This is a genomic window from Corynebacterium sp. UMB0012 (assembly GCF_030216265.1).
In the GTDB taxonomy this organism is placed as follows: domain Bacteria; phylum Actinomycetota; class Actinomycetes; order Mycobacteriales; family Mycobacteriaceae; genus Corynebacterium.
Genome location: NZ_JASOKQ010000079.1, coordinates 1 through 333 on the forward strand (window position 1 = coordinate 1; position 333 = coordinate 333).

The 333-nt window shown below is 43.8% G+C and carries 1 protein-coding gene; it reads right to left on the reverse strand.

Features of this window, described 5'->3' with window-relative positions; genetic code table 11:
* On the reverse strand, positions 1-333 hold a 333-nt coding region (locus tag QP324_RS11930; RefSeq protein WP_284816195.1), incomplete at both ends, for a hypothetical protein.

Sequence of the window (333 nt, forward strand, 5' to 3'; positions counted from 1 at the left end):
TGGTTGTGTGTTGATTGGTTTGTCTGCCAGCAGGCTTAGTGGTTTGTTGGTTGGTGTGTGCCGGTTGGGTATGTGGAACACGTACTCTTTTGAATGCTGTTTGGTGTTTCGGCTGCATTGAGATGGATTGGTTGGCATGTGATTGTGTTCAACTTTTTGGTTTCCTCTTTTTTGACCCCGTCGGGTTGAGGGAACTGTATTTTTTCTTTGTAGTAATTTTTTGGACGCCAGCATGAGCCTTATGAAGTGTTTTTGCTTTGTGGTTTGTGGTGGTTTGTTCTTTTGTTGGGTTTCGGGCTTTTCACGGCCTGTTTCGGATGTTGTTCTGAAATT